This is a genomic window from Tuberibacillus sp. Marseille-P3662 (genome assembly GCF_900178005.1).
GTDB lineage: Bacteria > Bacillota > Bacilli > Bacillales > Sporolactobacillaceae > Marseille-P3662.
This window is the reverse complement of record NZ_FXBS01000004.1, coordinates 384,980-399,660: the sequence shown is the minus strand read 5'-3', so window position 1 is coordinate 399,660 and position 14,681 is coordinate 384,980. Positions and strand designations below refer to the sequence as shown.

The 14,681-nt window shown below is 42.9% G+C and carries 15 protein-coding genes; 9 read left to right on the top strand and 6 right to left on the bottom strand.

Translation table 11 applies throughout. The features are described from left to right. The first annotated feature begins 62 nt into the window (after positions 1–62). From B9Y89_RS05515 to B9Y89_RS05495, 5 genes are all read left to right on the top strand, one after another. Entirely contained in the window at positions 63–368 is a 306-nt protein-coding gene (locus B9Y89_RS05515; RefSeq protein ID WP_085522231.1) for a UxaA family hydrolase, read from the top strand. Positions 369–382: 14 nt separating this feature from the next. After that, the gene (locus B9Y89_RS05510) at positions 383–1,540 is read left to right on the top strand and encodes a UxaA family hydrolase (RefSeq protein ID WP_085522230.1); all 1,158 of its coding nucleotides are present in this window, start codon (positions 383–385) and stop codon (positions 1,538–1,540) included. A 102-nt stretch (positions 1,541–1,642) separates the two neighbouring features. Next, positions 1,643–2,767, top strand: coding sequence for a UxaA family hydrolase (locus tag B9Y89_RS05505; protein ID WP_085522229.1), 1,125 nt, complete (start codon positions 1,643–1,645; stop codon positions 2,765–2,767). 267 nt (positions 2,768–3,034) lie between these two features. Beyond that, positions 3,035–3,496, top strand: coding sequence for a VanZ family protein (locus B9Y89_RS05500; RefSeq protein WP_139822728.1), 462 nt, complete (start codon positions 3,035–3,037; stop codon positions 3,494–3,496). A 14-nt stretch (positions 3,497–3,510) separates the two neighbouring features. Beyond that, the gene (locus B9Y89_RS05495; RefSeq protein ID WP_085522227.1) at positions 3,511–4,446 is read left to right on the top strand and encodes a nucleoside hydrolase; all 936 of its coding nucleotides are present in this window, start codon (positions 3,511–3,513) and stop codon (positions 4,444–4,446) included. Positions 4,447–4,685: 239 nt separating this feature from the next. Here the strand turns inward: B9Y89_RS05495 and B9Y89_RS19565 are convergent, their stop codons facing one another. Beyond that, on the bottom strand, positions 4,686–4,772 hold the full coding sequence (locus tag B9Y89_RS19565; RefSeq protein ID WP_369596724.1) for a putative holin-like toxin: 87 nt from the start codon (positions 4,770–4,772) through the stop codon (positions 4,686–4,688). 197 nt (positions 4,773–4,969) lie between these two features. Here B9Y89_RS19565 and B9Y89_RS05490 point away from each other — a divergent pair, with 197 nt between their 5' ends. Then, positions 4,970–5,704, top strand: coding sequence for an SIS domain-containing protein (locus B9Y89_RS05490; protein ID WP_085522226.1), 735 nt, complete (start codon positions 4,970–4,972; stop codon positions 5,702–5,704). 398 nt (positions 5,705–6,102) lie between these two features. Here B9Y89_RS05490 and B9Y89_RS18730 read toward each other — a convergent pair whose 3' ends face one another. The 4 genes from B9Y89_RS18730 to B9Y89_RS05470 form a co-directional block, all read right to left on the bottom strand. Beyond that, positions 6,103–6,285, bottom strand: a complete 183-nt coding sequence (locus B9Y89_RS18730) for a hypothetical protein (RefSeq protein ID WP_139822727.1) — start codon at positions 6,283–6,285, stop codon at positions 6,103–6,105. A 78-nt stretch (positions 6,286–6,363) separates the two neighbouring features. Next, the gene (hmpA, locus tag B9Y89_RS05480) at positions 6,364–7,584 is read right to left on the bottom strand and encodes an NO-inducible flavohemoprotein (RefSeq protein WP_085522224.1); all 1,221 of its coding nucleotides are present in this window, start codon (positions 7,582–7,584) and stop codon (positions 6,364–6,366) included. Between the two features lie 147 nt (positions 7,585–7,731). Continuing rightward, positions 7,732–9,024 carry a bifunctional folylpolyglutamate synthase/dihydrofolate synthase gene (locus tag B9Y89_RS05475; protein ID WP_176222116.1) on the bottom strand — a complete coding sequence of 431 codons (1,293 nt, stop codon included), beginning with the start codon at positions 9,022–9,024 and terminating at the stop codon, positions 7,732–7,734. A 285-nt stretch (positions 9,025–9,309) separates the two neighbouring features. Continuing rightward, on the bottom strand, positions 9,310–10,542 hold the full coding sequence (locus B9Y89_RS05470) for an aminopeptidase (protein ID WP_085522222.1): 1,233 nt from the start codon (positions 10,540–10,542) through the stop codon (positions 9,310–9,312). Between the two features lie 520 nt (positions 10,543–11,062). Here B9Y89_RS05470 and B9Y89_RS05465 point away from each other — a divergent pair. Both B9Y89_RS05465 and B9Y89_RS05460 read left to right on the top strand, forming a co-directional pair. Continuing rightward, complete coding sequence (locus B9Y89_RS05465; protein ID WP_085522221.1) at positions 11,063–11,977, top strand: EamA family transporter; 915 nt, start codon at positions 11,063–11,065, stop codon at positions 11,975–11,977. A gap of 82 nt (positions 11,978–12,059) precedes the next feature. Continuing rightward, a complete protein-coding gene (locus B9Y89_RS05460; protein WP_085522220.1) occupies positions 12,060–12,635 on the top strand; it encodes a CBO0543 family protein in 576 nt (191 codons plus the stop codon). Between the two features lie 107 nt (positions 12,636–12,742). On the opposite strand, the gene B9Y89_RS05455 is transcribed toward B9Y89_RS05460, so the two are convergent. After that, positions 12,743–13,531, bottom strand: a complete 789-nt coding sequence (locus B9Y89_RS05455; protein ID WP_176222115.1) for a class I SAM-dependent methyltransferase — start codon at positions 13,529–13,531, stop codon at positions 12,743–12,745. A 164-nt stretch (positions 13,532–13,695) separates the two neighbouring features. On the opposite strand from B9Y89_RS05455, the gene manA reads away from it, so the two are divergent. Then, a complete protein-coding gene (gene manA / locus B9Y89_RS05450) occupies positions 13,696–14,655 on the top strand; it encodes a mannose-6-phosphate isomerase, class I (protein ID WP_085522218.1) in 960 nt (319 codons plus the stop codon). Positions 14,656–14,681 lie beyond the last annotated feature (26 nt).

The window sequence follows — 14,681 nt, the reverse complement described above, 5'->3', positions numbered from 1 at the left end:
TAACTCTGTATGAGACTTCACCTTAAAATATAATAAAGAATGATAGGGAGGGAGGAATGATCATGGTCCAACTTACATTTAATGCGCTTAAATTAAATCCAAAAGATAATGTCGTCGTCACACTCAAAAACGTGAAAGTGGATGAATATCTTTCGGTTCAAGGAGAGCACCTTACAATGAAAGTCTTAGATGGCATTCCCTATGGTCACAAAATTGCCATTGCTGACATACCAAAAGGCGGTCGGATTATAAAATATGGTGAATGGATGGGAGTCGCTACGCAAGACATTCAGGCAGGGGCCCATGTTCATGTGTCTAATGTAAGGGGCCTGAATGATGAGGAAAGGCAGACAATCAACGTTCAATAAGAAAGGGATGAATCATGAAAACTTTTGAAGGCTATCGCAGAGCGAACGGAAAAATAGGTGTTAGAAACCATGTTATCGTTATGAATACCGTTGGGGAATTATCAAGTCTTGCTCAAAAGTTGGCGGAGTCAGTGCCGGGGGTCATAGCAGTCACTCATCAGGCGGGCGAAACAGAACATTCAGGAGATATTAAGCAAACGATAAAGACATTAAAGGGGACGGCAGGACATCCTAATGTGGCGGCAGCATTATTATTGGGCATGGGAAGCAAGGATCCGGCAGAGGCTATTTCAAAGGATTTGCAACAAGCCGGTCATCATGTGCATGCCCTTATTGTTAATAAGGATAAAACTTTAATGGATATTTTAGCAGAAGGTAAAGATTGGCTGCAGCACGCGTTAGATCAGAGCCAACAACAAGAAACAGAGGCAGCAGATGTTTCTGAATTAATTATTGGCTTAGAATGTGGTGGATCTGATGCGTGGTCAGGGGTCACAGCTAATCCATCCATCGGAGCCTTTTCAGATGCAATTGTACACGATGGAGGTACGAGTATATTAGCAGAAACGACTGAAGCGATAGGGGCAGAACATATATTAGCAGAACGTGCTATCAATTCCGAAGTGAGCCGGGATTTTTTGAATAGGGTCAAAACATATGAAGAGAGAGTGAAAGCTGTAGGGGAGGATGTCAGATCAGCCAATCCTTCTCCAGGAAACATAGCGGGAGGCCTAACGACACTTGAAGAGAAATCATTAGGTTGTATCAAAAAAGGTGGAAACTCACCATTAAGAGAAGTTTTAAACTATGCTCACGAACCATCTGAAAAGGGTTTTGTATTTATGGACACACCAGGATATGATGTTGAGTCAGTAGCTGGATTAGCTGCGGGTGGGGCACAAATCGTATTATTCTCGACCGGCAAGGGATCTCCTACAGGATCTCCTATTGTTCCCGTCATTAAAATAGGAACGAATACAAGACTCTATGAAAATATGCCGGATCATATTGATATTAATGCAGGTGAAATTTTGGAAGGCACAAGTACCATCGATAAGATAGGCGAGGACATTTATTCTCTTGTTTTAGAAGTAGCCAATGGATATAGGACGGCTTCGGAATTAAATAAGAATCAGGAATTCAGTATTTGGCGGTTAGCGGAAACCATGTGATAACGGTATAGATATTGCGGCTATTTCCTGGTCAATTCATGCAGATAGGAACAACATTGGCGATTTTAACTTTTAAGCGAAAACTTGAAAGGAGAATAATGAATGAGTCTCACTTTTCAGGGTTATCAAAGAAGTGATGGGACGGCTGGGACGAGAAATCATATTGGCATCGTATCATCGGTCATATGTTCCAGCACGGTGGTTCGAGAGGTGGCCGATCAAGTTCCATCAGCAATACCCTTTGTGCATGCAAATGGATGCGCGCAACTAGGAGATGACTTTAAACTCACAAAACAAATGCTAGTGGGTATGGTGTCAAACCCAAATCTCTATGCAGCCCTTCTTATTGGATTAGGTTGTGAAACCAATCAAGTCAGCGGATTATTAAAAAGCATACCTAAAAATAAGCCCCTTGAAGCAATAGGGATACAACAATTATCTGGTGGCGACAATACAATCAATCATGGTGTTAGCAGAGCTGAAGCATGGGCTAAAGAGGCGGAGAAAGAAGAACGTACAACACAACCGCTATCATCAATAACTATAGGTGTTATGACTGTAGAGGCAGATGAGGACACACTAAATGACGTTACTCCCATCGTTGGAAAAGTTGTTGATCAATTACTTGAAAATCATGGGACGGTCATTACAGGCTTGGGAAAAACCATGGAACCGGCTGGGAACCTATTAGCCGAACTTGCTAATAATAAAGATGCAGAGGATAAACTGAGAAAAGTAGAAAAAGGTTTTCAACGTGAAAGTTGGGAAACGGTTCAGAATGTTAATCAAGAAACCCTTCCTTGGTCGGATGATCAAAGGAGAACTGCTCATCTTGAAACAGGCATAAGTGGTTCAAAAGCCATTGATAGTGTCCTAGGATATGGGGAAAAGCCCATTCGAAAAGGTCTTCATATGATGTCAGTGCCGAACAACATCGTGGAAGCGATGTCTAGTTTAGCTTCAGCTGGATGCGGCATCGTGTTGATGATTAGTAGTAGAGGCATATTTACAGGATCTGTTGCTGTTCCTTGCATGACGGTCGTACCAAGTCAACATGATGCTTTATATGATGAATTAGTTGATTATAAGGTTTCAGGGGCTGATGTTGAACAACAAGTGACAGAATTAATAGATACGTTAATTGATGTATGCTCTGGGAAAGAAACAAGGCTTGAAACTCATGCACTTGGTGAATTTTCGATTTCACACGTGGGAACGCCATTTTAATAAATGAATACTAGTAAATGTTGCATCATTGCTCTAAAGATGGCTCCTATCCAAATGTATCTGCGTTATATTTGGATAGAGGGCTTTTCTTTTTGATGAATCATGGATTTCCGCTCCAATCAGCGATTTTTGACGCTTTAGTTTCATAAGTCCTATTTAAAAAAACATCTTTTAGAAAAGAGCCTAGTATAATGAACAAGAATTTGTTTATATTTGGATTGTCTATGATATGATAGTGGGAAATCCCTTATAAAGTAGCGTGGTTATGTGAAACGATGGGTGATGAGAGTTGCGCCGATCATTTATATGCTGGGTATCTGGTTGCAGTCGGGATATTTTAATCCCGGGGAGGCTGTAGAGACGTGGCCGATTTTTGATGGGTTCAATCAATTATTTTCTGACCAGACTAGTACTACGGGCGGTATGGACATGACGCAGTTGTTTGAATACGGTCACCTAGTGGAGTTTGGTATTTTTTATATTTTATTAATGATGGCTTTAGCAACTTTCTTAAGAGTAGGATCGGGTTGGGAAGGGTTGGCCGCCGCTCTAGCGGTGTCTTATGCATTCATAGATGAATGGCACCAATCCTTTGTGCCTTATCGCTCAGCAACATTCATTGATTTAGTTAAAGATTTTATTGGTATATTTGTAGCTTGGTTGATGATTCACTTCGTTTATGTTCGGAAACACAGCGCAGATTGGATGAACGAAAGGGATCGTCAGTGAATGGAGGTGCAGAAATGAAGCATAAACAGATCATTTTGGACGTTGATACAGGTTTGGATGATTCGTTGGCACTGATGTTGGCCTTGAAGCACCCAGATATTAATGTACTCGGTATTACAACAGTTTCGGGCCGCGTTTCCGCCGAACAGGCTTATCTAAATACAATCCAGTTAATTAATCGATTAGATACTCATGAAAGACCACCGGTCATTAAAGGATCAGGTGAGCCGCTCTTGAATCGTTTTCCCATAGCAACACATCAAGCCCATAGTACGGAAGAGCAACTTCATAGGATTCTCGACGGCAGTTCTGTGGAGTACCCGGTATTGGATGAGCATGCTGTCACTTTTATGATTAATACCATTTTAAAAAATGCCAAACCCGTTACACTTGTGTTAATGGGCCCACTAACCAATTTTGCCTTAGCCTTGAAGGTGGCCCCGGAGATCGTTGATTACATTAGTGATGTGATTGTCATGGGTGGTGCAGAAGGTAAAGGAAATATTACGTCAGTTGCTGAATTTAATATATACTGCGACCCGGAAGCTGCTCAAATTGTTTTGGGGCATCCTGATTTGAATATTCATTTGATTACGTTGGATATTTGTCAGAATGCCTTTTTAACAGAGGAAGATCTTGAAACTTTATTAGAAAATGATCAATCTACAAGTCAGTTGGCTTTGAAAATCCTACAAGGTATAACCAATCAGTTCAGAAATGTCTATGCTCCTATAAGTGGCGCGGCCACTTTACTATATGCGATGGACTCCGAATTGTTAGAAGGGGAAATGGCTGAGGTGTCCGTGGAGACGGGGAGTCCGCTCACTCGTGGCATGACGGTCATCAATCGGGAGAGTTATGGAGATGGTCATGTCTTCGTACCCTCTGACATCGATCACCAGCGGTTTACGGAATCATTTGTTCGAACGTTGGTGGGGGAATGGTTATGAAAATAGGGCATCCCTATGTGGTTTCAAGTGAGCAAGTGTTCCATATGCGTTATTTGACGTTCCCATTACTAACTTGATTTTTTGTTCTTTGGTGCATATAATGAATTTAGAAAACATAATTTAAAAAGAACACCGGCGGCAACCGGTGTTCTAGAATAACAGCTATCCGCATGGAAGTTGCGGTGGCCTCTTTAAGAAGAAGAAATAGCCTTCCCTACTGGCCTAAACAATGCAGGGGGCTATTTCTCTTTTTGTGAGACAGCAATAACAGTGGCAACTAACAGACCAAAACTGATCATTAAGTTAATTGTATGATATACTGTCATATGATCACCCCCTTCCTATTTGGAATCAGGGATGACCACCGCCCCATCCTGCATTATATAGCTGCTTTTTGTATGATATCATATTCTATTTATTTATTCACGGACTGATCTAATATAAAAGCAAACGAAAAAAGCTACTCTTAATTTAAAAGCGGGGTAGCTTTTTACTATATATTATTTTTATAAGAGGCCAATCTATGCTAAACACTTATTTTGAAAAAATAGACGCATTATTAACAACGATTCAGGAAGAAGAAGGAGACCACTTACGGATGGCAGCGCAGAAAGTGGCTGCTAGTGTGCAAAACGGCGGCATTATTCAAATGTTTGGGTGCGGCCATTCGCATATTTTAACGGAAGAGGTGTTCTACAGAGCTGGTGGGTTGGTTCCGATTAAGCCGATTTTTGTGGAACCCTTAATGTTACATGAGGGGGCCGTAAGATCGTCGGAATTGGAACGTCAGAATGGCTATGCCGATGAATTTTTGGTCGAGCAACATTTTTCTGAGGAGGATGTTGTGTTTGTCCTCTCGACATCGGGCCGGAATCCAGTCCCAGTAGATGTGGCTCGCCATGCTAAGGCATCCGGGGCATTCGTTATCGGTGTTACATCAGTCGAATATTCTCAGAGTCAAAGCTCGCGTCACACGAGCGGTGATCATTTATATGATGCGGTGGATTTGGTCATTGACAATCATGCACCAAAAGGGGACGCGATGCTATCCCATGAGGATGTTTCAGTACCTTTCGCACCATCATCAACTGTTACCGGGGCAGCGATCCTTAATGCCATATTGGCTGATGCCATTAAGACCATTGCGGAGACAGGGGCCGAACCGCCTGTTTTTCTCAGCGGCAATGTCGATGGTGCGGATGACCACAACAAGCGCTTAATCGAGCAATATAAAGATAGGATTTCGCTATTAAGGTAAAACCATGAATAGACCATCAAAAGTCGCGGATCAAAACAACAAAGCCTATTAAAGTTACGCTCTTCTCTAAAAGATTGTTGTTTTTTAAATAGGACTTATGTTGCTATTTAAGAAATGGGTTGATTTCCGCTCCAGGATGCTCGCTTTCCGCGGGGCGGGCGGTGAGCCTCCTCGGCGCTCTGCGCCTGTGGGGTCTCACCTGTCCCGCTACTCCCGCAGGACTCTAGTAAGACACCTTGAGTAAGCGGCGCTGAGGAACACACTATGTTTAAGTGTTCCGAATCTCGACGCACCTTCCGCTCCAATCAACGATTTTCGACCTTTAGCTTTATCGTTTACGGGGATAAATCTAAAACAGGATACTCAGGAAGCCGAACCATAAGATATGAAAGCTAGATCTAAGCGCCGTCAAAATACGAAGACGCCTGCGGGAACAGCACGAACGCCTTAGAATAAGCTTCTTTGGACTGCGACGAAACATCTTGCTTCTCTGAATGGGCTTGAAGATGCAGGAGCACGAACGCCTTAGAATAAGCTTCTTTGGACTGCGACGAAGCAATAGGAATGACTATTTTAAACAAATCATCCGAACTGATTTATAAACAAGTTCGGATGATTCTGTGACTCATATACTTTTGTCCAAGTCTCGTCTTAGAGACTTAAGCTTCTTCTAAAATACTAATCGGATTAAAGACTTCGTAGTGACTGCGCTCTTCCGGAACATCCCAATCCTTAAGAGCTTGATTAACAGCTTTCATGAAAGGAACGGGTCCGCAGAAGTAGAAATCGGCTTGGTTACTTGGCAAAATGGATTTTAGCCATTCTAGATCCACATAGCCCTCTTTATCAAAATGATGAGCAGCCTTGTCTTCCGCCGTAGGGTCATCATAGCAAACAAATGATGACACGTTTTCGTACTCATCAGCTACTTTTGCCACATGCTGCTTCATCGCATGGTTTGAACTGTTTTGTGTGGCATGGATAAACGTTACGGGACGATGAGGCTCTTTTTCTGTAAGATGATTGAATATACTCATAAGCGGGGTCAAGCCAATGCCGCCACTGATGAGGACAATTGGAAGATCTTCGTTCATGATCGTAAAGTCACCCGCTGGAGCCGCAAATGATAGGACATCTCCTTCCTGAACCTGATGATGCAAATAATTTGAGACAATCCCATCCGGTGTATTGTCGTCGCCGTCTTCACGTTTGACACTAATTCGATAATAATCTTTGCCAGGAGCATCGGATAAACTATAATGCCTCATATGGGTATATTGCTCGCCTTCAATCTCAGCTCTTAATGTAAGATACTGGCCGGGTTGATAGGTTGCTATGGGTTTGCCATCTTTCGGTTTAAAATAGAAGGAGGTTACCGAGCCGGTTTCTTTCACTTTTTTATCAACAATAAATTCTCGAAAGCCTGACCAGCCTCCGGTTTGTTGTTCCGTTTCTTCATAAAGTTCTTGTTCAAGACTAATAAACACGTCTGCAATGGCGTTATAGGCCTCGCCCCAAGCATCAATCACGTCATCTGTTGCTGCATCACCGAGGACGTCCTTAACCGCTTGTAGAAGGGTTTCACCGACAACCGGATATTGTTCTGGTTGAACGCCTAAGGCGACATGTTTTTCAGCAACCCGCATCACAAGTGGTTTAATGGCGTCTAGGTTATCAATGTTTTCACCGGCAGCATAGACGGCATAAGCCAATGCCTCTTGCTGCAAGCCTCTCTGTTGATTGGTTTGGTTAAAGATATTATATAATTCAGGAGCTTTAGCAAAAAGGAGCTCGTAAAAACGCACGCCGATGTCACGGGCATGATCTTTTAATACGGGGGCCGTCGATTTCACGATACTAAGCGTGTTAGAGTCTAGCATAATGAGTCACCATCCTATTGAAATGTGTGCATTCGTAATAATTATTGTTTCCTGCTACATCTTTATAATACTAAAGGTGGTTATTTCAATTTGTGATATAAATCACACTTACTATGACAGTTGTGTGAAATGAGCAGATTGAACCGATCACATCTCATCATCAGTGTCTTGATCTAACAGTAGGGTGCGGGCTTGGCCGATAAAATATAGAGATCCCGTCACCAGTACTGTTTGTGGATCAGGTTGAGTCACAACCGCTGTAAGGGACTCATGAAGTTGGTCATAGAAGCGGATGTGGCTATGAGCGTTCTCAAGTTCCCTTCTTATATCGTGAAAGTTTTGGTTGCCTGGCTGGAAAGGATTGGGCACAATATGCAGCGGGATCGATTCGTCTGGAATGGCGGCAATCAAAGCATTGGCGGATTTATTGGTCGGAAAACTGATGATTAAATGATCGATATCTCTTGGCTCAAACCTTTCAAACAAACGTTTGATTTCAAATGGATTATGGGCGCCATCTAAAATGAGGGTATGTTGACCGATATTAAGGAGCTCGGAGCGACCGGGAATCGAGAGGTGCTGCAGTGTTCTTCGAATCCGATCATCATGGATTGGGTAGCCCTCAGATTTAAGCATGTTAACGACGGCCAAAGCATTTGTGATATTTTGCTGTTGGTGATTGGCATGGTTCAGCAAATCTAATCCGGTCAACATCCAATGGCAGCCGTGATACACGAATGCATGCTCCAAACGATAATCTTCGTTATAAAAATAAAATTGAGCAGATGATCGGTTTTGATGGCATTTAAGGATCTGTTTTGCCTCCGGATTTGTCATACCACAGACAACGTAGTCTGTTGCCGGTTTTATAATTGCTGCTTTATTCTTGGTGATTGACGGGATGTCAGGGCCAAGAAGGTGGGTATGATCGAGCGTCATTTCAGTCAGCACAGCGATCCAAGGATCAAGGACATTAGCTGGATCCGAAGCGCCGCCGACGCCATTTTCATAGATGATTAGAGAGATTTGATTGTTTTGGAAATAAAGGAATGCTGCAAGCAGCATAATATGCGGATGACCCACATCCCTTTCATGAGAAAAGGATGGTAATGACCGCCAAATCGACGCGATGATAGATACAAATTCGTCTGTCTGGATGACACTGTCGTCAATCGCAAACCGCTCCTCGTAGCGTTCAAGGTGCGGACTGATAACTCGTCCGTGTTGAATGCCATTTGCGGTGAGCAGTTTTGACAACGTCAATACCGTGGATCCTTTGCCAGAGGAACCCGCGATTTGAATGATGGTAAAGTCGGACAGATCAATTTGGAAAACGTCAAGCAACTCTCGCATAATGGCCAAGTGATGACCATCTCTGTTGATAGTACGATGATGGAAGGTTTGTAGATACGATAAGATCCTATTATAAGTTACAGTCATTGAACGACTCCATCCCATGATTTTGGAATTAATGAAAAATCAGGTGTTATAAAGATAGACTTCATGCTTAGAAGGGACAGTCCTTTATGTCCTTAACCACCGGTTTTTGTTCCTTAGCTTTCGGGTTATGTTCTTTACCCCATTCTTTTGCGCCTTAAATGAGATAGAATGTTCTCTAACTCAAATTTTATGAGCCATTATTACGGTTATTGTACCCTCGTTTAAAACTTCATGACTTTAAAAAATAGAGACTGCCCCTTTATGAGGCAGTCTCTTAAGAAAGGATTAAATGGCCCAGTTACCGTTGCGGAATAGTGGCTTAATGTCGCCATCTTGTGTTTCGGCATCAATATCAAGCTCGCTAGACCCGATCATGAAGTCGGTGTGGACGACACTTTCAGTAACTTCATGCTGTTCAAGAGCGTCAGAATCCATTTGGTCGCCGCCCTCAATATTCATCGTAATCGCATTACCAAGCGCAATATGACATGAGGCATTCTCGTCATATAAGGTGTTATAGAAGATAATGCCGGATTGGGAAATCGGTGATTGATCAGGCACAAGAGCCACTTCACCAAGGTAGCGGGCGCCTTCATCTGTATCTAGCATACTCTTCAGAGCGTCATAGCCTTTTTCTGCGGAAAAATCAACAACCTTGCCGTTTTCAAAGGTAAATGAGAAATTCTCGATGAGATTACCGTTCAAAGCAAGTGGCTTGGTGCTCGTCACCGTACCGTTGACACCGTATTTTCTAGGTGCAGAAAAGACTTCCTCGGTCGGCATGTTCGGTATGTAGGTGAGGCCATTCGGTGACTCATGGCCAGCCCCCACCCATAGATGATCGGGATTTAGCTCAATTGTCAAATCGGTTCCAGGTGCTTTGTAATGTAGGGCCTTAAAGTTTTGCTCATTGAGATAATTCATTTTGTCCTTGAGATTTTCGGAATGCGCCTCCCAGGCAGCAACCGGATCGTCTTCATCTAAGCGGACGGTTTTAAAAATCGCTTCCCATAGTGCTGCGACAGCTTCTTCAGGTGTTTTGTCTGGGAAAACTTGCGTGGCCCAGCTTTCAGTAGGCACACCAGCAATACACCAGTGGATATCCCCTTTAAGCTGCGCTTCTTTGAAAAATTTCAAGGCTTTTCCGGATGCCTGCTGCGCGATCATAATTCGATTAGTATCGACTCCGGATAAAGCGTTTGGATCTTGTCCAGTGATATTAAGCAAAGCACCGTTGTCCTCAACAAATGCTTGGAAACGATCAACCTTCCATTGGGGAACGTCCTTTAAGCTTTCTTCTGGTTGCTCCTCAAATTGAATGCGTCCGGTTGGTGCGTCACTATAATCGACGTCAACCTTTTTGGCCCCATTGCGATAAGCTGCTCGTACAGCCTCTCTGGCAAATTCAGCTGCCTCAATCGGAGCCTGAATAATGACGGGCTGATCTTTTTGAACATTAAGCCCAATTTTTACGACGAGCTCGGCATATTTCTCGAGCTTGGATTGAAAATGATCCATCTAATATCTCCTTATCATTCAGAAATTAACGTGGTTGTGTTGTGCTAAAGGTAAGCGTTGCCAAATGGAGTTTGGCGATGATGATATGTCATCCCTTTACTACTATATTATCGTTTTTATTCGAATCTTACCATATATTTGTCTAATGAATTGAGATTTGAATCGATTTCATAATTTTAAACTAAAGCAGAAAACCAAACATTTGTCAGTGTGCTTGGCCTGTTGATTTCCACTCTAGGCGGACGCTTTCCGCGGGCATGGCTTGAGCCTTCTCGTGCTTCGCGCTGCGGGGTCTCAAGGCTTATGCTATTCCCGCAGGAGTCGCCGCCTGCCGTTCAATCAACGATGTTAACGTACTGAATTGACAAACATTAATACAATAGACCTTTGGGGTGTTCGGATTAAGTATGAGTATAAGCAATTGTGAAATTGATTCATTTAGCCTTCAATTAAACATTCAACTTAAGATCGTAAGTTATGTTAATCTAAATATGGATATTTATGCATAGGAGAGCTCAACATGAAAAGATGGCAAGCGGTGATCGTATTTATGATTGGTGCCGGCAGTTTCGGCATGAACCCCGTTTTTGTAAAACTCGGTTTTGCGGAAGGGTATACATTAGGTGAAGTGAACGCAGCGCAAATGATATTGGCGGTTCTGTTCCTATGGTTAATCGGCATACGGACGGCGAAAAAGACCCAGACAATGAAGACCATTAATCTTTCGAAAACAGGATATATGATGGTGGCCGGGACGCTGACGGGATTAACCGGGATTTTCTATTATGGTGCGATGCAATATTTACCAGCGTCGGTTGCGATTGTGCTCTTGTTTCAGTTTGTTTGGGTGGGTGTGCTGTTTGAATGGGTATTTGACCGCAAACGGCCGACTAAGGAGACGTTGTTGTCCGTCGTTGTCACATTAATAGGGGTGGCGTTTGCGGCGGATGTTGTGAGCGGTGACTTATATAACTTTGCACCGGTCGGCATTTTGCTCGGCTTTTGTTCGGCCTTTTCCTATACCGGGTTTGTTTTTGTCAGCGGTCGTGTCGCGATAGATGTTCGTCCGTTGGTCAGGACACCGATTATGATGACAGGATCATTGATATTAATTTTAATTATTTTCCCGCCTGGTTTTCTGTTGGGTGACACCTTAACGAGCAGTCTATGGTTGTATGGCGCGGGCCTCGCGCTCTGCGGCGGTATATTGCCACCGTTGTTGTTTGCGATATCTGCACCGCATATCCCGGGTAGCTTAGCGACGATTCTTGGATCCGCGGAACTGCCAGTGGCGGTCGTTGCCTCAAGCATCATTCTTTCTGAACGAGTCACCCTGTTGCAATGGTTCGGTGTTATCCTCATTATTATATCAGTGGTCATGAACGAATGGCTGGCCTCATCGCGTCGCGGGAAAATGAGAGGACATAATAATTAAAGGGGAGTGAGTCATTCTCAGTATAAATTTTTCCTTTAAGGGAAAGACCTATACTATACTGAGAGTTAAGTGAGGAAATGATATGAGTGCTGAAAAGGCGGAATTCTTTAATAGACTCGTGAATTTAGGGGAAAAGTTATCTGATGAAGAGCTTCATTATTGGAAAGCTTATTCCGATTATGATACTTGGCAATTTTGGGTTAATATCTTAATGTTAGTTGTCCCCTTAATCATTTTATTGTGCTTCATTGATAGAGAGAAAATCTTCCTTTTAGGCTTTTATGGCATGAATATTGATGCATGGTTCACTTATTTGAACCTGATCGGAGTAAGATGTGGTTTGTGGGATTTCCCAAATCGATTAGCGCCGATATTTCCTTTTTTTAGTTTCAGTGCCTCTTTAATACCCGTCATATATATTTTAGTTTACCAATGGACACTTAATCATAATAAGAACTATTATATTTATACATTCATCATATCAGCAATCATTTCATTTATTATGATGCCGATATTTGTCGTAACAGATTTCTTTAAAATGTTTAAATGGGTTAATTATGCTTGGTTGTTCGTATTTATAGTGATTGTATTTCTTTGGAGTAAGATCATTACAAATGTATTTATCTTTATGCATAAGAAGAGTGAATCGATGAGATAAGAAAAAATATTACTGGACCGTCAGTTTTAGTGCCGCATTGTAACAGACACAATGCGGCATAGGGTTTCAGCGGCGGTAGAAAGGAACAGCCTGTCTATGAACGATGGTTAGTTTGTCTTTTCGCCCTTTTTCCTACAAACAAAAATAAATTCATCACCATCTGAGACAGGTGTGCCGTCATACCAACCCATTTCGTTCGTGATTTCAAATCCGGCCTCATTCAGCAGGTGCCGCAAATCATCTTCCCCATAATAGCGGACTTGCAGACGGTCCCGATATTCCTCAGCCTCTGTTTCCATCCCAGAAACCCGATAGAGATTATCGAAAGTCATCAGCCGCTGCCGCTGATCTAGTTCCTGAAGAATGGTGTAACGGGTCACGAACTGCCCGTCTTCCAAGAATTCAATGGATTCTTGGGTTTCTAACCCTGTCTGCCAATATTCGGCGAATCCGTCGCCAAGATGGGAGACGTTTAGGATGAAGGCCCCGTCCTCATCAAGATGATCGTAAATACAATTCAGGCAGTTTCGAGCGGCTTCATCGGATGGTAATGCTTGAAAACTGTGAAACGGGATAAGGATGAGTTGAAAGGTTGTCCCTAACGAAAAGTCGGTCATCGCTTTCTGTGCTATCGTGATTCTTTCATATGCTTCATGGGGTAAATTCTGGCGCTTCTGTTCAAAAATCGAAAGCATTTCCTGAGAAAGGTCGAGACCATACACAGAAAAACCCTCTTGAGCAAGCGGAATCGCTATGCGTCCCGTTCCACAACCCAATTCAAGGATAGGGGAACCAAACTGAGAAGCTTGATGAAGATAAAAAGGAATATCATCGTTATGGGCCGGATGCTGGTCGATATCATAAAAATGGGCGGTATGTTGAAACGTATTTGTCAAGGTTATCACCTGTTTTGATCGCATAGATATATTTTATATAACGCTTACTGCTTGTGATTATACACAGGTTTTGGTTTGGAGGCTAGTTCAAGGCACTTACCAGTTGTTGGCGAACACGGCTTTTGCTATCATTTGATTAGAAAAAAGATTGAAGGAGTGGGCCTATGTACGATGAACCTTTGTTTTTAAAACCCGTTCTGCAAGAAAGAATTTGGGGCGGTACAGCCTTAAGAGATGAATTTGGTTATGAAATTCCATCCGAAACAACGGGGGAGTGCTGGGGGATTTCAGCCCATCCGAACGGTCCTTCGAGCATCATAAACGGCCCGTTGCAAGGCATGACACTTGACGAGGTTTTTAATAATTATCGTGATCTCTTCAATGGTGATACGAGCGATGCTTTTCCGTTATTAACGAAGATTCTGGATGCTAAGCGCGATTTATCTGTTCAAGTTCATCCAAATGATGATTATGCAAGGGAAAAGGAGCAGCAGCCCTACGGCAAAACAGAATGCTGGTATATATTAAATAGTGAACCCGATGCCGAAATTGTTTTTGGTCACCATGCCCAGTCATCGGCTGAATTCCGGGAAAAAGTGGATGCAGGTGAGTGGGATCAGCTATTGCGGCGCGTGAAAGTAAAGCCTGGTGATTTTTTCTACGTCCCGAGCGGAACGATTCATGCTATCGGTGCCGGTATTCAAATTCTTGAAACCCAGCAAAGTTCGGATATCACTTACCGTGTGTATGATTATGATCGCCGGGGGGGCGACGGTGAGTTACGGGAATTGCACATAGAACCTTCAATTGAAGTGACATCTTATCCCCATAAAGATCCTTTAAATCACTACGTTGCCCGACAAGATACAACTTACGTGAAGACACGTTTGGCTAAGGAAACCTATTTTTCAGTTTATCATTGGGATGTCCGCGGCCAATTGACTCATGAACGCGAGGAACCGTATTTGCTGGCAAGTGTGATCAGTGGTGAAGGTAACATCCGAACAAAGGATCAAGAAAATCCATTGAAAAAAGGCGATCACTTCATTGTTCCAGCAACCATTGATCAGTTAACAATCGAAGGTGACTGTGAGCTTGTGGTTTCACATCCTGAAGGCGTTTGAAAATCGGCTCCTATCAATGTAACTCA

What these genes read in the sequence shown, in the direction of transcription:
- B9Y89_RS05515 (WP_085522231.1), top strand. Translation starts at nt 63, where the DNA reads ATGGTCCAACTTACATTTAATGCGCTTAAATTAAATCCAAAAGATAAT.
- B9Y89_RS05510 (WP_085522230.1), top strand. Translation starts at nt 383, where the DNA reads ATGAAAACTTTTGAAGGCTATCGCAGAGCGAACGGAAAAATAGGTGTT.
- B9Y89_RS05505 (WP_085522229.1), top strand. Translation starts at nt 1,643, where the DNA reads ATGAGTCTCACTTTTCAGGGTTATCAAAGAAGTGATGGGACGGCTGGG.
- B9Y89_RS05495 (WP_085522227.1), top strand. Translation starts at nt 3,511, where the DNA reads ATGAAGCATAAACAGATCATTTTGGACGTTGATACAGGTTTGGATGAT.
- B9Y89_RS19565 (WP_369596724.1), bottom strand. Translation starts at nt 4,772, where the DNA reads ATGACAGTATATCATACAATTAACTTAATGATCAGTTTTGGTCTGTTA.
- B9Y89_RS05490 (WP_085522226.1), top strand. Translation starts at nt 4,970, where the DNA reads ATGCTAAACACTTATTTTGAAAAAATAGACGCATTATTAACAACGATT.
- hmpA (WP_085522224.1), bottom strand. Translation starts at nt 7,584, where the DNA reads ATGCTAGACTCTAACACGCTTAGTATCGTGAAATCGACGGCCCCCGTA.
- B9Y89_RS05475 (WP_176222116.1), bottom strand. Translation starts at nt 9,024, where the DNA reads ATGACTGTAACTTATAATAGGATCTTATCGTATCTACAAACCTTCCAT.
- B9Y89_RS05470 (WP_085522222.1), bottom strand. Translation starts at nt 10,542, where the DNA reads ATGGATCATTTTCAATCCAAGCTCGAGAAATATGCCGAGCTCGTCGTA.
- B9Y89_RS05465 (WP_085522221.1), top strand. Translation starts at nt 11,063, where the DNA reads ATGAAAAGATGGCAAGCGGTGATCGTATTTATGATTGGTGCCGGCAGT.
- B9Y89_RS05460 (WP_085522220.1), top strand. Translation starts at nt 12,060, where the DNA reads ATGAGTGCTGAAAAGGCGGAATTCTTTAATAGACTCGTGAATTTAGGG.
- manA (WP_085522218.1), top strand. Translation starts at nt 13,696, where the DNA reads ATGTACGATGAACCTTTGTTTTTAAAACCCGTTCTGCAAGAAAGAATT.